The sequence below is a fragment of the Halorubrum tropicale genome, from assembly GCF_001280455.1.
Taxonomy (GTDB): Archaea; Halobacteriota; Halobacteria; order Halobacteriales; family Haloferacaceae; genus Halorubrum; species Halorubrum tropicale.
Genome location: NZ_LIST01000002.1, coordinates 298,016 through 313,703 on the forward strand (window position 1 = coordinate 298,016; position 15,688 = coordinate 313,703).

The 15,688-nt window shown below is 70.9% G+C and carries 15 protein-coding genes; 12 read left to right on the plus strand and 3 right to left on the minus strand.

Annotation, left to right across the window (positions count from 1 at the left end; genetic code table 11):
• Positions 1-185: 185 nt before the first annotated feature.
• From AMR74_RS06615 to AMR74_RS06625, 3 genes are all read left to right on the plus strand, one after another.
• On the plus strand, positions 186-1,250 hold the full coding sequence (locus tag AMR74_RS06615; RefSeq protein WP_053771269.1) for a glycosyltransferase: 1,065 nt from the start codon (positions 186-188) through the stop codon (positions 1,248-1,250).
• Positions 1,251-2,996, plus strand: a complete 1,746-nt coding sequence (locus tag AMR74_RS06620; protein ID WP_053771270.1) for a DUF2070 family protein — start codon at positions 1,251-1,253, stop codon at positions 2,994-2,996.
• Between the two features lie 64 nt (positions 2,997-3,060).
• Positions 3,061-3,525: a hypothetical protein gene (locus AMR74_RS06625; protein WP_053771271.1), complete on the plus strand. Its 465-nt coding sequence runs from the start codon at positions 3,061-3,063 to the stop codon at positions 3,523-3,525.
• A 9-nt stretch (positions 3,526-3,534) separates the two neighbouring features.
• On the opposite strand, the gene AMR74_RS06630 is transcribed toward AMR74_RS06625, so the two are convergent.
• Positions 3,535-4,548: a lysylphosphatidylglycerol synthase transmembrane domain-containing protein gene (locus AMR74_RS06630; RefSeq protein ID WP_053771272.1), complete on the minus strand. Its 1,014-nt coding sequence runs from the start codon at positions 4,546-4,548 to the stop codon at positions 3,535-3,537.
• 148 nt (positions 4,549-4,696) lie between these two features.
• Here AMR74_RS06630 and AMR74_RS06635 point away from each other — a divergent pair, with 148 nt between their 5' ends.
• The 5 genes from AMR74_RS06635 (at position 4,697) to AMR74_RS06655 (ending at position 9,732) form a co-directional block, all read left to right on the plus strand.
• Positions 4,697-5,563, plus strand: a complete 867-nt coding sequence (locus AMR74_RS06635) for a hypothetical protein (RefSeq protein ID WP_053771273.1) — start codon at positions 4,697-4,699, stop codon at positions 5,561-5,563.
• A gap of 58 nt (positions 5,564-5,621) precedes the next feature.
• On the plus strand, positions 5,622-6,650 hold the full coding sequence (locus tag AMR74_RS06640; protein WP_053771274.1) for a glycosyltransferase family 4 protein: 1,029 nt from the start codon (positions 5,622-5,624) through the stop codon (positions 6,648-6,650).
• Positions 6,651-6,739: 89 nt separating this feature from the next.
• Complete coding sequence (gene proC, locus AMR74_RS06645; RefSeq protein ID WP_077152265.1) at positions 6,740-7,516, plus strand: pyrroline-5-carboxylate reductase; 777 nt, start codon at positions 6,740-6,742, stop codon at positions 7,514-7,516.
• A complete protein-coding gene (proB, locus tag AMR74_RS06650; protein ID WP_053771276.1) occupies positions 7,509-8,384 on the plus strand; it encodes a glutamate 5-kinase in 876 nt (291 codons plus the stop codon). Before proC ends, proB begins: the two co-directional genes overlap by 8 nt.
• Positions 8,377-9,732 carry a glutamate-5-semialdehyde dehydrogenase gene (locus AMR74_RS06655; RefSeq protein WP_053771277.1) on the plus strand — a complete coding sequence of 452 codons (1,356 nt, stop codon included), beginning with the start codon at positions 8,377-8,379 and terminating at the stop codon, positions 9,730-9,732. Before proB ends, AMR74_RS06655 begins: the two co-directional genes overlap by 8 nt.
• A gap of 141 nt (positions 9,733-9,873) precedes the next feature.
• On the opposite strand, the gene AMR74_RS06660 is transcribed toward AMR74_RS06655, so the two are convergent.
• Positions 9,874-10,200 (minus strand): NifU family protein, encoded by a 327-nt coding sequence (locus AMR74_RS06660; RefSeq protein WP_053771278.1) that lies wholly within the window; start codon positions 10,198-10,200, stop codon positions 9,874-9,876.
• A 332-nt stretch (positions 10,201-10,532) separates the two neighbouring features.
• Positions 10,533-11,540: a lysylphosphatidylglycerol synthase domain-containing protein gene (locus AMR74_RS06665; protein WP_053771279.1), complete on the minus strand. Its 1,008-nt coding sequence runs from the start codon at positions 11,538-11,540 to the stop codon at positions 10,533-10,535.
• 250 nt (positions 11,541-11,790) lie between these two features.
• Between AMR74_RS06665 and AMR74_RS06670 the strand changes: the two genes are divergently transcribed.
• From AMR74_RS06670 to AMR74_RS06685, 4 genes are read left to right on the plus strand one after another with little or no spacing between them, the layout of a single operon-like run.
• Entirely contained in the window at positions 11,791-12,885 is a 1,095-nt protein-coding gene (locus tag AMR74_RS06670) for an extracellular solute-binding protein (RefSeq protein ID WP_053771280.1), read from the plus strand.
• A 1-nt stretch (position 12,886) separates the two neighbouring features.
• Positions 12,887-14,002 (plus strand): ABC transporter ATP-binding protein, encoded by a 1,116-nt coding sequence (locus AMR74_RS06675; protein WP_053771281.1) that lies wholly within the window; start codon positions 12,887-12,889, stop codon positions 14,000-14,002.
• Complete coding sequence (locus AMR74_RS06680) at positions 13,999-14,889, plus strand: ABC transporter permease (protein ID WP_121599439.1); 891 nt, start codon at positions 13,999-14,001, stop codon at positions 14,887-14,889. The genes AMR74_RS06675 and AMR74_RS06680 overlap by 4 nt, the downstream gene beginning before the upstream one ends.
• Positions 14,882-15,685, plus strand: a complete 804-nt coding sequence (locus tag AMR74_RS06685; protein ID WP_053771498.1) for an ABC transporter permease — start codon at positions 14,882-14,884, stop codon at positions 15,683-15,685. Before AMR74_RS06680 ends, AMR74_RS06685 begins: the two co-directional genes overlap by 8 nt.
• Positions 15,686-15,688: the final 3 nt, after the last annotated feature.

Below are 15,688 nucleotides of genomic sequence, written 5' to 3' on the forward strand. Positions count from 1 at the left end.
GTCGGCTCGGGAAATGAAAATGTTGAAGCGGTCTGGTAGTGAATCCGGCGAATGACCGTGGTACTCGCAGTAGCCGTCGGCGCGGACGACGAGCCGAGCCCCGCCCCGACCGGCGCGTCCCCCGCCCGCCGACCCCTCCGCGGCGGTTCCGGCCGCCGGCAACCCCCCAACCGTCAGACGCGACCATGAACATCGGCTTCTTCACCGACAGCTACTTCCCCGGTATCGACGGCGTCACCTACACCATCCAGTCGTGGCGCGACCGGCTCGAGTCTCGGGGACACGACGTCTACGTGGTGTATCCGGCGAGCAGTCACGAGCCGGACGACCACGAGATTCCGGTCCCCTCGCTGCCGAACCCCTTCTACCGTCAGTACCGCCTCCCCACGTTCCGCCGCCTGTCGACGCTCCCCGACCTCGACGTGGTCCACTGCCACGGCCCGGCGTCGACCGGGCTGATGGGCCTCCGGTACGCGAGGCGGTACGGCGCGACCTCCGTGTACACGCATCACACCCCCGTCGAGGACTACTTCGTTCAGGGGCTCAAGTCGGAGCGGCTCGCCTCGGTCGTCGGGCGGGCGTACGTCGCCTACGAGAATCGCTTCCTCAACGCGTTCGACTGCGTCACCGCCTCCACCTCGCGTATCCGGCGGGACGTGGAGCCGTACCGGCTCCCCGTCGGGATCGAGATGGACCGGTTCCGGCCGCGCGAGAACGCCCGCGTGACCGCGACGGCGACCGACGGCGGGCCGACGGCCGTCGACGCGCCGGTCGTCGGGTACAGCGGCCGGATGACCCGCAAGAAGAACGTCGACGAGATCCTCCGGCTCGCGGAACGCCTGCCCGAGGTGCGGTTCGAAGTCGTCGGCGAGGGGCCGGTCCGGGCGGATTTGGAGGCCGACGCGCCGGGGAACGTCCGGTTCCACGACTTCCTGCCGCGCGAGGATCTCCCCGACTTCTACGCCGCCCTCGACGTGTTCGTCACGGCGTCGACCTGCGACACGCTCGGGCTCTCGACGCTGGAGGCGAACGCCTGTGGCACGCCGGTCGCCGCCGCGGACGTGGCGCCGTTCGACGAGACGATCGGCCCCGAGAACGGGGCGCGCTTCGCGTTCGGCGACCTCGACGACATGGAGCGCGCGGTCCGCGACTGCCTCGACGGCGACCGGGACACCCGCGGCGCGGTCGAGCGGTTCTCCGTGGAACGGACCGTCGACGAGCTCGAATCGATATACGGGGTGACGGCGTAGATGGGCGCCGACAACGTCGACGCGTTTCAACGGTTCATCTTCTCTGTGCCGCCCCTCAGGATTCAGGCGGCCGCCCTCGTCGCTCTCAGCGTCGTCTACGCCGTCGGGACGGTCGGCGGAATCTGGCTCTTCACGCCGTTCGCTCCCGAACCGTCCCGGATCTTGCCGGTGGCCGTTCTCATCTTTTTGGTCCCCTTCGTCGTCGCGGCCGAACTCTTCCCCCGGGTCCTCGACGGCTACCCGCGGTCGTGGAGCTACTTCCTCGCGCTCACCTCACAGTTCGTCCTGTTCGTCTACGCGCTGGTACTCTCCGGGGCGGACAACGTCGGGAACGCCTGGAGCATCATCTGGCTCAGCTTCATCACGCTGTACCTGATCAACATCTTGGTGCTCGTCGTCTCGACGGGCATCGACCGGTTCGACCGGATTCTGCTCGTCTCGCTGGTCGAGCCGGCGGGGCTCATCGCCGCCTTCTACGCGCTGGGCGGGAGCGAACTCGGCTTCTCGACGTACCGACACGTGTTCGCGTTCGCCTCGCTGCTCATCGCGGCGGGCTTCCTCGTGTTGGTCCTCGTCGTCGTCGACTACCTGATCAAGAGCAACACCGACGTCTCCGCGTTCGCGCTCACCTCCGGTCTCCTCCGGAATGACCGCGAGTCACTCGACCTGGGCGTCGAGGCCCGTCCGGCCGTCGAGACGTTCGCCGTCGACAACGGGAGACGGCTCACGGTGGCGGCCCCGTGGGTCCACCCCGGCCCGCTCGGCGGGTTCGGCGGCGGCCAGCTGAGCGGGAACCTGATCGAGGCGCTGAACGAGGGCCGCGGGGTCGACGGGGCGGAGCGCGCCGAGACGGCGGCCGCGACCGACGGCGGCGCCGCGGCCGCCGCGTCGGCGGACGCGGCCGGCTTCTTTTTCCACGTCCCGTGTACGCACAAGGAGGACCTCTCGAACCCCGCGGACGCGGAGCGGATCCTCGACGCGGTCGCCGACCCGGACCGGACCGAGCGCGTCTCGCGGCTCGTGACCGCGTCGTACGGCGAGCGCGAGGGCTACGCGGACGTGCGGTTCCACGGCCGCCGGATCGGGGACAAGGAGGTGATCGTCCTCCACGGCGAGGGGATCGACGACTACGACACGGGCGTGTTCATGCGCGACGTCGACCACGACGAGGTGCTGCTGATCGACCAGCACCGACACGACATCCAGAACGGCCCCGACGTCGAGATCCAGTACGGCTCCGCGACGGCCGACCGCCTGAAGCGCGCGTTCGACGACTTCCGCGACCGGCTCGCGGACACCGACCTCGTCGAGGACTACGCCGCCGGGTTCGCCGTGACGCGGACCGGTCAGGACGCGCTGGCGATGGTCGAGCGCGTCGACGGCCAGGAGGTCCTCTGGATCGGCGTCGACACCAACGGGCTCACCCCCGACGTGCGGGCGACCGCCGACGAGTACCGCGCGGAGTTCGACGCGGTGATCCCCTTCTCGACGGACACCCACGCGTCGATCCACGAGCTGGCGAACAAGCGCGAGTCCGACATCGACGCCATCGAGGGCGCGGTCGACCGCGCCGTCGACGACGTCGCGCCCGCGACGGTCGGGTTCGAGAGCAACCGGACCGAGCCGGTGAAGCTCCTGAAGAACGACTACAACGGGCTCGTGTTCAGCGTCAACATCCTCATCCGCCTCACGCTCATCTCGCTGGTGATCCTGTACGCGCTGCTCGTGTTGTGGCTGTTCTTCTGAGTCGGACGCACCACCGAGCGGCTCGCTCCCCTTCGCTTTTGCCCGTCCCGGTCCACATGTCCCTATGGCCCCGCGAGCCCTCCTTGGCACCGGTCGGTCTCCGAATCGCGCGCTCCGCGCCGTCGGCGTCGCGTTCGTCGCCGCCTCGTTCCTCGTCGCCTTCCCGTGGGAGCCGATCCGAACCGCCTGGCGGTACCCGATCTGGGCCGTCCTCGTCGCCGTCGGCCTCGCGAGCGCCGGGTACGCCGGGCGCCACCGCGGCGGCCTCCTCGCCGGCTGGGGAGCGACGTTCCTCGCGGCGATCTGGGTCTTCGTCGTCCCGCCGCTCGCGGCGGTCGTCCGCGGCGCCACGCTCGACGACGGCGGCTACGCGGTGCCGCGGCCGTCGACCGTCGCGCTGGGTCCGCGCGCCGAGCTGCTGACCGGCCTGCGAATCGGCCCGGTCGTCGCCCTCGCGGTCGCGCTCACGCTCGGGAGCGCGGCGTACGCCCTCGGCGCGGCGGTGCGGAGGCGACCGGACCGGTTCTGACGCGGCGCGCTACTCGAACGCCCTCACGCCCAGCGCGGACGCGGAGGCGCCCCCGATCACCATCGGGACCCAGTAGACGGCCCCGCGGAAGACGAGGACGGCGGCGGTGATCGCGGAGGCGGCGACGCCGGTCGTCGGCACGAGCAGCCCGACGAGCGCGGCCTCGATGCCCCCCAGCCCGCCGGGGAGCGGGGTCGCGCCGGCGACGTACGACAGGGGAACGACGAAGACCGGGATCACCGGCGAGATCGGGTGGCCGATCGCGGCGAACGCGGCGGTGAGCGCGGCGGCCTGGAAGAGCCAGCCGAACAGCGAGAGCGCGACGATCCCGAGGAGGCGCGGCCGGTCGGTGCCGACGCGCTCGATGTCGGCGAAGAAGTTGCCGAGGCGGTCGGCGAGGCCGGCCTCGATCGTCTCGGCGTCGAAGCGGTCGAAGCGTCCGAGGAACGGGCCGACGGCGCCCGGAACGCGGTCGACGACCGCGACGCGGTAGCGCCAGACGAAGGCGATGGCCGAGACGATGGCCGCGATCAGCGCGACCGCGCTCGCGACCGCGAACCCGACGCGGTCCCCGACCGCCGTGGTGGCCGCGTAGGACCCGACTCCGATGAACACGAGCGAGACGGAGGGGACGACGTTGAGCACGTCGACGCTCGCGATGCCGACGAGCCCGGTCTCGTAGCGCGCCTCGCCCACCTTCGAGATGAGCGCCGCGGCGACCGGCTCGCCGCCGGCCTGTCCGAACGGGGTGACGTTGTTCGCGAAGGCGGCGCCGCTGTACACGAGGAACGCGGTCCGGACGGACATCTCGACGTCGAGGGCGCCCAGCACGGCGCGGAGCATGAGGCTCCACGCCGCGAGCCAGCAGAGCCCGAGGCCGAGCGTCACGGCGACGAGACCCGGGTCGGCGGCCGCGAGCGCGTCGACGATGCGGTCGACGCCGACGACGACGAACAGCACCGCGAGGAGGAGGACGGCGCCGCCCGCACCGAGGATGAGCGCGCGCCGTTGTGGGCCGTCCATGGACTGGGTGGGGCGGTAGCGAACTTGAAACGTCTGCTTCGCGCCCGCCGGCGCGTCGGCGTCTCCGGGCCTCGGCCACGCTCGCGGACCGCCGGTCCGGGGGCGAGAATGAGAATGCATACGTACCGGCGGGCCGACGGCCCACCTAATGGAAGATCAGCGGTTCCTCGAGTCGGAGTGGGATTACTGTCTGGTGCTCGACGCGTGCCGGTACGACGTGTTCGCCGACGTGTACGACGAGTACCTCGACGGCACGCTCGAGAAGCGGCGCAGCGTCGGCTCGTCGACGCCCGAGTGGGCCTACCGCACGTTCACCGACGACCACGACATCGCGTACTTCTCCGGGAACCCCTTCATCAACGACCTGGGGATCCCGCTGAACGAGCTGAAGTGGGGCGCCAGCTGCGACTACGAGTGGACCGCCTCCGAGCACATCAGCGACATCCACGACGTGTGGAAGACCGACTGGGACGACGACCTCGGCACCGTCCCGCCGGAGGGGATCGCGGACGCGTTCCACCGCAACCAGGACGCCGTCGAGCGCGCCGACCGCACCGTCCTCCACTACATGCAGCCGCACGCGCCCTACCTCTCGCGCGGGAAGGGGCAGAAGCTCAAGCAGATCCAGAAGGGGATCAGAGAGCAGGGGGAAGCGGAGGAAAACGGCGGAAGCGAGGACGACGGCGGGCTCCTCTCCTCGCTCAGCGACTCCGTCCGGCCGAAGATCGAGAGCCGGCTCGACGACAGCGAGTTCGCCCAGAAGGCGGGGCTGTGGCTCGAACTCGACCCGAAGGACCTCGTGAAGGACGGCACGCGCGTGACCGCGCTGTCGATGTACGAGGAGAACCTCCGGATCGCCTTAGAGAGCGTCTCGGAGCTCGTCGACGAGCTCGACGGCGACGTGGTCGTCACCGCCGACCACGGCGAGGCGTTCGGCGAGGAGGGCGTCTGGGAGCACCACATCGAGACGTACATCCCCGCGCTGATGGAGGTCCCGTGGCTGGAAGTCGAGTGAGCGACCGCGCCGGGGCCCGAGACGCGACCGCCGCGCGGCCGCGCCCGCCGACCCGCCGATGAAGGTCAGCCACTACTTCGAGTTCGCGGAGCGCGTCACCGGCGGCATGGCGGCGTCCGTCGACCACCAGCGCAAGATGTTCGACCGTGTCGGCGTCGAATACACGACGGAGCCGACGCTCGACGCCGACGTGCTCCACCTCAACCTGATGGGCCCGCGCTCGGTCTGGTACGCGCGCCGCGCCCGGAAGGCGGGCGTCCCCGTCGTCGCGCACACCCACGTCACCGCGGAGGACTTCGGCGACAGCTTCCGGTTCACCAACGCGCTCGCGCGACCGCTCAGGCCGTACCTCCGCCGCGCGTACGGGCTCGCCGACCGGCTGATCTGCCCCTCCGAGTACAACCGGTCGGTGATCGAGGGGTACACCGACGCGCCGACGACGGTCGTCTCGAACGGCGTCGACCGGGGGAAGCTCTACGGGTTCGAGTCGCTGGAGGCCGAGTACCGCGACCGCTACGACCTGGACCCGCCGACGGTGTTCATGGTCGGCCACGTGATCAAGCGGAAGGGGCTGGAGACGTTCGTCGAGACGGCCCACCGGATGCCGGACGTCGACTTCGTCTGGTTCGGCCCCATCGATCGCTCGCTGAAGGGCCGCGAGACGAAGCGGCTCGTCGACGAGGCGCCCAGGAACTGCACGTTCACGGGGTTCGTCGACGACATCCGCGGCGCGTACGCCGCGGGCGACGTGTTCTGCTTCCCGACCCACGAGGAGAACGAGGGGATCGCGCTGCTGGAGGCGATGGCCGCCGGCAAGCCGCTCGTCGTGCGCGACATCGAGACGTTCTCGTGGCTGGACGACGGCGAGGAGTGCCTGAAGGTCGGCGACGCGGGCGACGGGGCGCACGCCGCGGCCGACGCCGACGCTCGCGGGGACAACGTCGAGGGGTTCGTCGAGGCCATCGACGCGCTCCGCGACGCCGACCGCCGGGCGGAACTCGGCGCGCGGGCCGCCGAGCGGAGCGAGGCCTTCTCGCTCGACGCGATCGCCGACCGCTACCGATCGCTGTACGCGGATCTGGTGTAAGCGGCCGCGAGGGGGGACGAAATCGACCGATCGCGGAAAATTGCGAAAACCGCAGTTGGTATGTCCGCCCGACGATACCGTAGGGCCAAATGACTCGAGTGAGCGTTATCGGCTGCGGAAACATGGGGGGTGCCCTGCTCAGGGGGCTCGCCCGCGTTGAGGGGTACCACCTGACGGCGATCGACCTCGATCCCGAGGCGCTCGCCGCGATCGAGGACGCCGTCGACGAGACGACCGAGGACGTGGACGCGGCGCGCGACGCCGACATCGTCGTCCTCGCGGTGAAACCGGACGTGGCGCCCGCGGTCCTCGACGACCTCGACCTCCGGGAGGACCAGCAGTTGGTGACGCTGGCGGCGGGGCTCCCCCGCGAGTTCGTCGCCGCCCGCACCGACGCCTCCGTCGTCCGGATCATGCCCAACCTCGCGGCGGAGACGGGGAACATGGCCGCGGCCGCGACGAACGCGGGCCTCACCGACGAGGTCCGCGCCATGCTCGACGCGGTCGGCGAGTTCGTCGAGGTCGACGAGTCGCTGATGCACGTCTCGACGGCGGTCAACGGCAGCGGTCCCGCGTTCGCGTTCTACCTGATCGACGCGATGAAACAGGGCGGGATCGACAGCGGGCTCGACGCCGAACAGGCGGAGACGCTGGCCGCTCAGACGTTCAAGGGCGCTGCCGAGACGGTGCTCCGCGACGACCGCAGCGTCGACGAGCTCATCGACGCGGTGTGCTCGCCGAACGGGACGACGATAGAGGGGATGGAGGTGCTGTGGGACAGCGAGGCCGACGCGGCGGTCGAGGACGCGGTCGCGGCCGCCGAGCGCCGGTCCCGGGAGCTCGCCGAGGCGTTCGACGATGGCTGAGGACGCGAGCGTGGAGCGGGTCGGCGCGACCGACGGCGAGCGCGTGGCGGCCGCGCGAGAGGAGGCCGCCGCGGCCGACCGCGTGATCGTCAAGGCGGGGACGAACTCCCTTACCGACGACGACTCGCGGCTGGACCGGGTGAAGCTGGACAAGCTGGTCGCGGACGTGATGGACCTCCGCGAGCGCGGTACCGAGGTCGTGCTGGTCTCCTCCGGGGCGGTCGGCGCCGGGACGGGTCGGCTCGACACGGGGCCCGAGTCGCGGGACGGCGTCGAGTCCATCGCGGAGAGCCAGGCGCTCTCGACCGTGGGCCAGGGCCTGTTGATGCGTCACTACACGCAGAGCTTCGAGCGGTTCGACCAGGACGTGGCGCAGATCCTCGTGACCGGGACCGACCTCGACGCCCCGGAGCGGTTCGACAACTTCACCAACACCGTCGAGACGCTGCTGTCGTGGGGCGTCGTCCCCGTCGTCAACGAGAACGACGCGGTCGCGACCGACGAGCTCCGGATCGGCGACAACGACATGCTGTCGGCGTCGATCGCGATCGGGCTCGACGCCGACCTCCTCGTGACGCTCACCGACGTGGACGGGGTCTACACCGGGAACCCGAAGCGCGACGGTGACGCGGAGCTGATCGAGGCCGTCGACGACGGCTACGAGCGGCTGCGGGAGATCGTCGGCGACGGCACGGAGACGGACTTCGGCGGCATCCGCACGAAGGTGGAGGGCGCCCACGACGTGAGCCGCCACGGGATCCCCGCGATCATCGCCGGGTCGGCGGAGCGCGACGTGTTAGCGCGGATCGCAGCGGGTAAGCCGACGGGCACGCTATTCGTGCCGGAGACGGGTGACGACGATGAGTGAGAGCAACACCACCGACGTGGAAGCGGACACCGACGAACTGGCCCGGCGGGCCGAGCGCGCCGCGCTGCGGCTCGCGAACGCCGACGAGGCGACCCGCGACGAGGCGCTCCGGTCGATAGCCGACGCGATCCGCGAGCGCGAATCGGAGATACTCGAGGCGAACGCGGTCGACGTGGAGGCCGCCGAGGCGATGCTCGCGGACGGCGAGTACACGCAGGCCCTCGTCGACCGCCTGAAGCTCGACGCGACGAAGGTCGAGGAGATCGCCTCGATGGTCGAGTCGGTCGCCGAACAGGACGACCCCCTCGGCGAGACGCTCGCGGCGCGGGAGCTCGACGAGGACCTCGAACTCTACCGGGTGGCGGTGCCGATCGGCGTGGTCGCGACGGTGTTCGAGTCGCGGCCCGACGCCCTGGTTCAGATCGCCGCGCTCGCGCTGAAGTCCGGGAACGCGGTCGTCCTCAAGGGCGGCAGCGAGGCCAGCGAGTCGAACCGCGTCCTCCACGAGGCGATCGTCGACGCGACCGCGGACCTGCCCGACGGGTGGGCAGCGCTGATCGAGGCCCACGAGGAGGTCGACCGCCTCCTCGAACTCGACGACCGGGTCGATCTCGTGATGCCGCGCGGCTCCTCGGAGTTCGTCTCCTACATCCAGGAGAACACCCAGATCCCGGTGCTCGGCCACACCGAGGGGATCTGCCACGTGTACGTCGACGCGGACGCCGACCTGGAGATGGCCGCCGACGTGGCCTTCGACGCGAAGGTCCAGTACCCCGCCGTCTGTAACGCCGTCGAGACCCTGCTCGTCCACGAGTCCGTCGCCGACTCGTTCCTCCCGGACCTCGTCGAGCGCTACGAGGACGCCGGCGTGGAACTGCGCGGCGACGGGCGGACCCGCGAGGTCGTCGACGTCGGGCCCGCGACCGCCGACGACTGGGACACGGAGTACGGCGACCTCGAACTGTCGATCAAGGTGGTCGACGACGCCTACGACGCGATCGACCACGTCAACGACCACGGCTCGAAACACACCGAGTCGATCCTGACCGAGGACGCCGAGACGGCCGAGACGTTCATGACCGGCGTCGACGCCGCGAGCGTCTTCCACAACGCCTCGACCCGCTTCGCGGACGGCTACCGCTACGGGCTCGGCGCGGAGGTCGGCATCTCGACCGGCAAGATCCACGCCCGCGGCCCGGTCGGCCTGGAGGGGCTCACCACGTACAAGTACTACCTCGAAGGCACCGGGCACCTCGTCGCGAGTTACAGCGGCGAGGACGCGGTCCCGTTCACGCACCGGGAACTCGACGGCGCCGAGTGGACGCCGGGAGCGCTGTCGACGCGGTAAGCGGAACGCCGCCGCCGACGCGACGGAACCGCGGCCCGAGGCGGAAGCGCGCGACGACCGGCGGTCGGTCGGCTCGCGGTCGTGGGACGCGCGCGAAAAAGCCGCGCTCGGCGGGCGGCCGGACCCGAACGGGGCGGCCGCTCAGAACGGCGGGCTGTAGTCTTCGTACTCGTCCATCTCGTCCATCTCGTCCGTCTTCGACGGCATGACCGCGGCGCGCGGCCCGCCGGCCCGGACGACCTCCACGTCCTCGAGCCCGTCGACGCTCTCGGGGAGGCGGCGCTCGATGGCCCGCATCGTCATCGGGGCGATGCCGCACCCGGAGCAGGCGCCGCCGATGGCGACGGTCGCCGTCCCCGCCTCCTCGTCGACGTGCCGGATCTCGAAGTTGCCGCCGTGCTGCTGGATCTGTGGCACTTCGTTGCTCAGGAAGCTTCGCGTCTGCCGTTCGAGTCCCTCTGCGCTCATTGCGAACGGACATTGTCCCCAACGTATCATAAATCTTTAGTTTTAGGACACCCTAAAATTTGAATATACAGGCCCCGAAACGGTTTCTCTGGCGGTTTACCGAGTGCTACTTATCGATACATATCAATTTTTAGTACTGCCTAAACGCGTGCGGAGCGTCGTCGTCGGTCGGTTCGGCGCCCGCGTCGCCGGGTCTCGTCTCAATATGTTCCCAATTAGCGTGATCGGACCGAAACGGCGGCCGGAGACGGCGACCGTCGGCGACGACGGCGGACGCACGCGCCGGGATGGTCGTCCGCGGACGAGATCGGAGCGACGGGGCTGGACGCGGGTCACCCGGTCGGGCGCCAGCCGCGGAGGGACGCGACGCAGAGCCCGCCCGCGATCCCGCTGAACGGGAGCGCGAGCGTCCGAACAACGAGGACCGCGGCCGTCGCGGCCGCGCCGGGAACGCCCGCGACCACGGTCAACGCCCCGCCGAGGAGCAGGTCGTAGGCGCCGAGGCTGCCCGGGATCGGGACGACGCTCGCGATCTGCGGGAGCGGCACGAGGACGAGGATCGGCAGGAACGCGCTCTCGACGCCGAGCCCGGACAGCGCGACCCACAGCGCGGCCGCGGTGAGCGCCTGCTCTACCAGTCCGCCGAGCGCGATGAGCCCGATCAGCCCCGGAGTCCGTCGGAAGTCGACGATGCGCTCCCAGTAGCGCGCGACGCCGGCCTCGACGAACGCCCTGTCGTGCGGCGGGTCGCGGTACAGCGCCGACACGCGAGTGATCACCGGCGCGAGCAGCGCGACGATCCCGTCGGAGAGCCGGTCGCGGGTCGAGAGCACCGCGGCGCCGAACAGCGCCAGCCCCCCGACGGCGACGCCGAACGTCGTCAGGATCGGCGCCGCGTCCGGGGCGTCGAGCAGGACGGCCAGCCCGACGAGGGCCGAGAACGCCGCCTGCGTCCCCGACTTGACGTACTTCGCCGTCGAGCGGACGCCGAGCGCCTCGGCGTACCCCGTGTCGGTGGCGACGCTGAAGAACCGGGCCATGATCGGCTCCGAGCTGACCGGTCCGGCCGGGCTGAGCGTGTCGAAGAAGTCGCCGGCGAGCGCGAACCGAACGCTCTCGCCGGCGGAGATCCCGTCCCCGAGCGGGGCGATCGACGCCCAGACGCCGATGGCGTCCGCGATCCCCTCCAAGACGACGAGCAGCGCGACGACGGCGAGGATCAGCGGCGTCACCGCGAGCGCCCGGTCGAGGACGGTCTCGATCCCGACGGTGTACAGGTACCCCGCCAGGATCGCGGCACCCGCGGCGACCCCGACGAGGAACCGCAGCGCTCGCCGCATGGGTCAGCGACGCACCGCCTGGGGGGATCCGACCATCGGTTCGGTCACCGTCGGGCGCCCGGAACGCGCGAGACGATCACATCGTGCGAGCCGAGCGACTTGAACGGTTCCATCGGCGCCGACCGGGCGACCGTAGGTGCGTCGACCGCACCCGTCTCGGCGCGTCGGCCGGCCAGTCCGACGCGGAGCGCGACCGCCGTCTGACCCGTTCGACCGACCGTTTTTGGTCGTCCGGGCATAGGGATCGGTAATGGCAGATCAGCCCGCAGGCGACGCCGTCGGAGCCAGTCGACGAACGTATCTGACGGCGGCCGGCGGCGCGGCGGTGACGGCGCTGGCCGGCTGTATGGGTGGCACCGCGAGCGGGACCGACACCCTCCGCGTCTCGGTCTGGAGCGGCACGAACGAGACGGTGTTCCGCGAGGTCATCAAGCCGATGTACGAGGAGCGGACGGGCAACACCCTCGAACTGAGCGGGAACTGGCAGGGGATCCTCTCGAAGATCCGCCAGTCCCCCGCGGACGACCCGCCGTTCGACGTGACGGTCGGCGTCGGGCGGACGAACTACCGCGGCCAGCAGGACGACCTGTGGGTCCCCGTCGACTACGACGACCTCTCGAACGCCGGCGGCATCAAGTCCAACCTGCGCCAGTACCAGATGGCCGAGTCCGGCGTCCCGGTCGCGTACGGGGCCCACGCGTACGTCTACAATGAGAACAGCGCCGCGTGGACGCCGGAGTCCTGGAGCGACCTTCAGTCCGACGCCGCCGAGAACGTCGCGCTCCCCAGCGACTTCTGGCTGAAGCTGTTCATGATGGCGGCGCTGCTCAGGGACGACGAGCCGATGGCCGACGAGGTGTACGATCCCCAGTACATGGACGCCCTCTTCGACACCGTCGAGGGCCTGCCGGTGTCGACGTTCTACCAGGGCACCCAACAGCTCTGGACGGCGCTCGGCGAGGGCCTCGCCGACGTGGGCCACTACTTCTTCGCGTACGGCCTGCGCAAGGCGCGGGACACGGACGAGTACCCGATCGGGGTCACCGTGCCCGACCCGACGACGGGGTACATCGACTACTACCAGATCGTCCGGGGCGCGTCCGACGAGGCGATGGCGACCGAGTTCATCGACTTCATGCTCGACCCCGAGGTCCAGAGCGCGTACGCCGCCGAGTTCAACCTCGGGTTCTCCCACGAGGAGACGACGCACCCCTCGACGACCGCCGACGCGCTCCCGATCGCGAACGACGACCTCGACCAGATCGCGTTCCAGAACTTCGCCGGCGTCGCCGAGTTCTCCGGCGACATGAGCGACCGCTTCCGCGCGTTCGTCCAGGACAACTGAGATGCTCGAACTGGACGGCCTCACCGTCGAGTACGGGGACTTGACGGCGGTCGACGACGTGTCGCTCGCGGTCGCGGAGGGCGAGCTCTGCTGTCTGCTCGGCCCGTCCGGGTCCGGCAAGTCGACGGTCCTCCGCGCGATCTCCGGCTTCGAGACGCCCGCGGCGGGCCGGGTGCGGATCGGCGGCGTCGACGTGACAGAGGCGCCGCCCAACGAGCGCGACTGCTCGCTGGTGTTCCAGGACTGGGCGCTGTTTCCGCGCCAGACGGTCGCGGAGAACGTCGCCTTCGGCCTGAAGATGGACGGCGTCGGGGCCGCCGAGCGCGAGGCGCGGGCCCGGGAGATGCTCGAACTCGTCGAGATGGAGGGGTACGGAGACGCGTACCCCGAGCAGCTCAGCGGGGGACAGAAACAGCGGGTGGCGCTGGCCCGGTCGCTCGTCGTCGACCCCGACCTCCTGTTGCTCGACGAGCCGCTGTCGAACCTCGACCGGCGGCTCCGCGAGACCATGCAGCTCGAGCTCAACGAGATCCACGACCGCGTCGGCACGACCATGCTCTACGTCACCCACGACCAGGACGAGGCGTTCACGCTCGGCGACCGGCTCGGGGTCATGGAGTCGGGGCGGCTCGTCCAGCACGACACCCCGGAAGCGGTGTACGACGACCCGGCGGACCGCTTCGTCGAGTCGTTCCTCGGGACGACGAACTTCGTCGCGTGCACCGCCGCGGAGCCGGGGCCGCGGCCCCGCCTGGAGACGCCGATGGGCGTCGGGTTCGAGGCCGCGGTCGAGGGCCCGTCGCTGGGGGCCGGCGACGCGGTCGTCGCCTCGCTGCGGCCGGAGCGGCTCTCGCTGTCCGTCGCTCCCGCCGAGCGGACGCCGGACGCGACCGTCAGCGACGGCGGCGAGTCAGCGGTCGCGGTGCCAGCGCGCGTCGAGGAGACGGTCTACCGGGGCGCGGACGTCCGGATCCGGCTGTCGGCCGGCGAGACGACGCTGTTCGTCGAGCCGTCGGTCGCGGAGGCGCCCGCCGTCGACGCGGGCGACGCGGTGGTCGTGCGCTTCCGGCCCGAGGACGCGCTCTACTTCGACGGGACGGGGGATAGATGTCGGTGAGCGACGCGCGGGCGGCGCTGCCGGCCGTCGAGCTGTCCGCGCGGTGGCGGACCCTGGCGCTCCTCGTCCCGCTCCTCCTGCTCGACGGGCTCGTCTTCCTCGTTCCGATGGGCTACCTGCTCCGGCTGAGCTTCGCCGAGCGCACGTCGGGCGGCGCCTTCGCGGAGGGATCGTGGTCGCTCGCGGGGTACGAGTACGTCGCCGAGACGCCGCTGGTCCACGAAATATTCGCCTTCACGCTCGGGTTCGCCGTCCTCGTGACCGCCCTCGCGGTCGCCGTCGGCGTGACCTACGCCTACGCCGTCTGGCGCGCCGCCGGGCCCTGGCGGACGCTCCTCCTCGCCGGCGCGGTCTGCTCCCTTTTCACCACCATCGTGGTGAAGCTGTTCGCGGTCGTGCTCGTCTTCTCGCCCCGGGGGGTCCTCAACGACGTCCTCACCGGCGTCGGCCCGCTCGCGGAGCCGCTCCTGCTCGTCGACAACCTCGCCGGCGCGGTCATCGCGCAGCTGTACATCGTCGTGCCGTACGCGATCCTCACCGTCTACGCCGTGCTGACGACGCTCGACGACAGCCTCGTCGAGGCCGCCCGCGACCTCGGCGCGGACCGGCCGGCCGTGTTCCGGGAGGTCGTGCTGCCGCACGCCCGGCCGGGGATCGCCGTGGCGGGCATCATCAGCTTCACCTGGTCCGTGGGCGCGTACCCCGCACCGTTGCTCGTCGGGTCCGGGAGCGAGCAGACGACGGCGATCCTCGTCTCGCAGCTCCTCCTGACCGAGTTCGACTGGCCGGCCGCCGCCGCGCTCGCGGTGATCACCGTGGCGGTGGTGCTGACGGCGCTGCTCGTCGGGCTGTGGCGCCTCGACGACGGGGGTGAGCTCCTTGGCTAGCGTCCGCGCGGTCCGGGGCTGGCTCGCCCGAGGCGCGGTCGCGGCCCTCTTCGGCCTGCTCGTGTCGCCGCTCGTCATCGTCGTCGCGACGGCGTTCGACGCGTCGAGCGCGGTCGTCTTCCCGCCGACGGAGCCGTCGCTGCGGTGGTTCGGCGAACTGCTCGCCTCGCCGACGTGGCTGCGCTCGCTCGCCAACAGCCTCGTCGTCGCGGCCGGGACGAGCGCCCTCTCGATGGGGGTCGGGACGACGGCCGCGCTCGGGCTCCGCGGGTACGACGGCCGGTTCCGCGGCGCGCTCGTCGGGCTCGCGCTGCTGCCGCTGCTCGTCCCGGGAGTCGTCATCGCCGTGACGCTGTTGACCTTTTTCAGCGCGTTCGGCCTCCAGCAGAGCTACCTCGCGCTCGTGTTGGCCCACTCGCTGTGGGCGACGCCGCTCACCTTCTCGGTGATGCAGTCCGCGTTCGCGCGCTTCGACTGGGCGCTCCACGAGGCGGCGCTGGACCTCGGCGCGTCGCGGCTCACGGCGTTCCGGACCGTCGTCGTCCCCGAGGTCCGCGCCGGGCTGGCCGTCGCCGCCCTCGTCGCGTTCATCGTCAGCCTGCAGGAGTTCGTGATGGCGCTTTTCCTCTCCGGCCCCGACACGCGGACCGTGCCGGTGCAGGCGTGGAACTCGCTCCGCCAGAGCCTCGACCCGCTCGTGAGCGTGGTCTCGACGATCCTGTTGGCCGCGGTGCTGCTGCTCGTCCTCCTCGCCGGCGGGCTCGCCGGGCTCGACCGGCTGGCGACCGACACTTGAGAG